This is a genomic window from Bradyrhizobium sp. MV1.5 (assembly GCF_055807615.1).
In genome coordinates, this window is sequence record NZ_JBVVPL010000096.1 from 1 (window position 1) to 4,058 (window position 4,058).

Sequence of the window (4,058 nt, forward strand, 5' to 3'; positions counted from 1 at the left end):
CCGGCTGTGTTTTTTGCGTTTGGTGGGCGGCCGCCGCCCGGGGCCCCCCCCCCCCCCGGGGGGGGCGGGGGGCCCCCCCCCCCCGCGCCCCCACGGGTGAGGGGTTCTCTCCTCGAGTCCAACTCTCATTCGAATTTGCGGAGAGATACCCCTCATCCGGCGCTTCGCGCCACCTTCTCCCACAAGGGGAGAAGGAAGAAGGCCGCCTTGCTAGGCGAGCGTACGTCGCTCGAATTCTCCCGCCAGCACGCGCCACTGGAACAGCGGCGAGTCCTTCGGTGGTGAAAGCTCCGGAGTCCAGCCGGTGAGCTTTTCCAGCGTGTACGTGTCCATCACGAGTCCGCGCCAGCGGCGCTCGACCTGACCGAGCGGCTCGCGCCTGGCGGGGATGTTCTCCCACAGCGGCGAGCGGTTGTCTGGCTCGCGCCCAACATAAATGCCGGCGTGGCCCTTGATCCGATCCATGCCGGGATCACGAAAATCCTGGAAGCGGCCGCGCTCGTTGATCTCGATCACGGGCACGCGGCCCCTGAACAGCCAGCGCATCATGGCATAGGTGCGGTAGTCCGTGGTTGCGATCCAGGTCGCGCCGGTCTCGTCCAATGCGGCCTGTGCGCGCGCGGCGACCTGCTCGTAACCGGACTCGGCACCGATCGGATCGATCTTGCCGAGCAAATTCCAGGGCGCGGCGACGTAGTAGAGGAACACGATGACGACAAAGGCGATGCCCGAGACCACCGCCGTGTTGGCCCAGAACAGCGCCGACTTGAGCATCCGCGCCGATCTTCCTTCACGCGACAGCATGGTGAGGTTGACAGCGGCGGCGGCAAAGCCGACCGGCCACATGAACATCGGCCAAGTGTCGCCGACGCGGAGGGTCAGGGATTTCAAGAGGAAATAGAGAAACGGCACCAGCACCGCGGTCGACAGCAAAATTGCGACCGGCTCGCGCGTGCGGTAGCCGCGCCACGCCGTCAGCACCACCCCTGTGAGCACCACCGGCAGCATGACGAAGCCGACCAGACCGAATTGCAAGCCGATGTAATCGCCGAAGGTGCGGAGCGAAATGCCGTAGCTGGTAGTGGCGCGCACGCCCTGGAAGCGGATCGCGGCCCAGTCGTGCTGCACGTTCCAGATCAGGACGGGCGAGAATACGGCAATTGCGATCAGGACCGCGAGATACGGATAGGGGCTGCGCAGCCAGCGCCAGCGCCAATCCGGCACCAGCAGAAAGGCGGCAACCGCCGGCGCGAACATGATCACGGTGAATTTCGACAGCATCGCCAGCCCGGCGAACAGGCCGGCCGCGAGCCACCAGCAGCCGTCGCCGCCCTGCGCAAGCCGCACCAGGCACCACATCATCGCCACCGCAAGCGGGATCATGGCGACATCGGGCGCGACCTTGGCCATCAGCAGCCCGTAATAGAGCGCGGCCTCCGGCATCAGCACCGCGAGCACGACGGCGCGCATGTCGTGGGTGAGGCGGCGAACGATATCGGCGAGCAGGAGCTGCGTCACCAGCATCGCGACGATGCCGCCAAAGCGCACACCGAGCGTGGTGTCGCCGAAGATCGCGGTGCCGAACCGGATCAGCCAGGCGATGCCGGGAGGATGATCCAGGAAGCTGAGCGCCGTCTCCCGCGACCAGGTCCAGTAATAGGCCTCGTCCGTGCGCAGCTCGATGGCGGAGGCGTAGACGATGCGCAGCAGCGTCATCGCGGCGATGATTACCGCGGCCATGACGAGCGGCCGGCGCGCCGCGCCGGCGGGGGGCATCGTGATGTCGGGAGCTGTCGTCACGGCGGCGCTTTTCGCCAACCTGGGAGGGGGAGTCAATGTTGGGGGGACCGAAGCTGGGACCGCATACACCGCTGTCGTCCCGGGGCGCGACGCAGTCGCGAGCCCGGGACCCATAACCACAGGGAGTGGTGTGGCGCGAGCTGATCACCACGAGTCGTCGCCAAACCCGGTCCTGTGGCTATGGGTCCCGGATCTGCGCGCGCCCAAGGGCGCGCTTGTCCGGGACGACAATGGAGTGATTCCTGCCGCGGATGTGATCCCGCGAACCGATCGAGCCCGGAATTAAACGCGACGCTGGCTGTTCTCCTTCATGAACTGATACAACAGAATCATGGCCGCAACCGCATCCTCACGATTTTCCGAGCTTTCCCGCGCCATCAGTGTGCGCCAGGTGCGGCTGGTCTGCGGCGTCATCCTGTTCGCCTATGTGGTCAGCCATTTCCTCAACCATGCGCTCGGCAACATCTCGGTCGATGCCATGGAGATCGGGGTCACCTACCACACGCTGTTCTGGCAGTTCCTGCCGGTTGCGATCTTGTTCTACACGGCGGCGCTGACGCATATGGGGCTCGGCATCTATGCACTGTATCAGCGCCGGCAGTTCCGCTGGCGGACGGTCGAGCCGTTGCAGCTCGTGCTGGGCTTGAGCATCCCCGCGCTGGTCATGGCGCATGTGATCGGGGTGCGGCTCGGCCAGACGCTTTACGGACACCAGAAACTCTATCCGCAGGAACTCTATCTGTTCTTCGTCGCGTCGAACCGTATCTGGACCATGACGGTCCTGCTTCTCATCGCCTGGGTGCACGGCTGCATCGGCATCTATTTCTGGCTTCGCCTCAAACCGTTCTTCACGCGCGCGGCGCCCTATCTGCTCGCGGCGGCCGTGCTGATCCCCACGCTGTCGCTGCTGGGTGTCTACCAGGGTGGCCGCAGCGTCGAGGTCGAGGCCGACGACGGGGAATGGCGGACGCACAATCTCACGCGCCGCCAGGTCGGCACGGCTGCCGAGGCCACGACGCTCGACCGCATCACCGGCGGCCTTACCGCCGGTTATCTCGGATTGCTCGCCTTGGCGCTGGCCGCACGCGGCGTACGGGCCTTGCGCGAACGACGCGGTGGCATGATCGCGCTGTCTTACGGCAACGGCAAGACGGTGCGCGTCCCCAAGGGCCTCTCCGTGCTGGAGGCGAGCCTGCGCCACAATGTGCCGCATGCCAGCGTCTGCGGTGGCCGCGCCCGCTGCTCGACCTGCCGCATCCGCATCATCGGCGATCATGACGCCCTGCCCGAGCCGTCGCAGCGCGAGGCGTTCGTGCTGACCCGTGTCGGCACCAGCGACCCCTCGATCAGGCTCGCCTGCCAGCTGCGGCCGACGTCGGATCTCTCCTTCTTCCAGCTCTTCACCGCGCATACCCTGACGGCGAGCTCGCAGGCCTCGACGCCCGCCAGAATCGGCCAGGAGCGCTATCTCGTCAGCCTGTTCGTGGACATGCGCGGCTCGACGCAGCTCGCCGAGAAGCGGCTGCCGTTCGACACCGTCTTCATCGTCAACCGCTTCCTCGGCGCCGTCTCGCAGGCGGTCATCGAGAATGGCGGCCAGCCAAACCAGTTCGTCGGCGACGGCATGCTGGCGCTGTTCGGACTGAGCGCCGATCCGCAAGAAGCCTGCCGGCAGGCGCTGAAGGCCGCAGCCGGCATCGCCGTGCATATCGACGAGCTCAACGAGCTCCTGAGCCACGATCTGCGCCAGCCGATCCGCTTCGGCATCGGCATCCACGGCGGCGAGGTCATCATCGGCGACATCGGCTATCGCGATCACATCGTCTTCACGGCGCTGGGCGATGCCGTCAACGTCGCGGCCCGGCTCCAGGACATGACCAAGACACTGGCCTGCGAAGCGGTCGTGTCGGAGGAAGTCCGCCGCACCGCCGGCCTTGCCGAGGATGCGCTGCCACAGCAGGAGGTCGCGATCCGCGGCCGCGACGAACCCATGGCCGTGCGCGTCGTCGCGGACGCCAGGGAGCTGTCGGCGCTCGTCGACCACGGCGAACGCGTCGCGGCGTAAGGCGGCCACTGAGGCGGAGCGCTCCCTCTCCCGCTTGCGGGAGAGGGTCGGGGAGAGGGTGTCTCCGCAACGGGGCAATCCCCCAGAGGAGAAAACCCTCACCCGCACCTTCGGCGCGACCTCTCCCGCAAGCGAGAGCTTTGCGTAAATCGCGAATCTGCGATTCTCTAAGAGACGTTTGAAGAGGATCTGG

Annotated in this window: 2 protein-coding genes; one reads left to right on the forward strand and one right to left on the reverse strand. The window is 66.4% G+C overall.

Annotation, left to right across the window (positions count from 1 at the left end; translation table 11 throughout):
- Positions 1–210: 210 nt before the first annotated feature.
- A complete protein-coding gene (locus tag AC0L2J_RS34545) occupies positions 211–1,776 on the reverse strand; it encodes a glycosyltransferase family 39 protein (RefSeq protein ID WP_473395958.1) in 1,566 nt (521 codons plus the stop codon).
- Between the two features lie 355 nt (positions 1,777–2,131).
- Between AC0L2J_RS34545 and AC0L2J_RS34550 the strand changes: the two genes are divergently transcribed.
- Positions 2,132–3,865 (forward strand): adenylate/guanylate cyclase domain-containing protein, encoded by a 1,734-nt coding sequence (locus AC0L2J_RS34550; RefSeq protein WP_473395957.1) that lies wholly within the window; start codon positions 2,132–2,134, stop codon positions 3,863–3,865.
- Positions 3,866–4,058: the final 193 nt, after the last annotated feature.

Bases quoted from the DNA above. Each gene is read 5' to 3' on its own strand.
- AC0L2J_RS34545 (WP_473395958.1), bottom strand. From the start codon at position 1,776: ATGCCCCCCGCCGGCGCGGCGCGCCGGCCGCTCGTCATGGCCGCGGTA.
- AC0L2J_RS34550 (WP_473395957.1), top strand. From the start codon at position 2,132: ATGGCCGCAACCGCATCCTCACGATTTTCCGAGCTTTCCCGCGCCATC.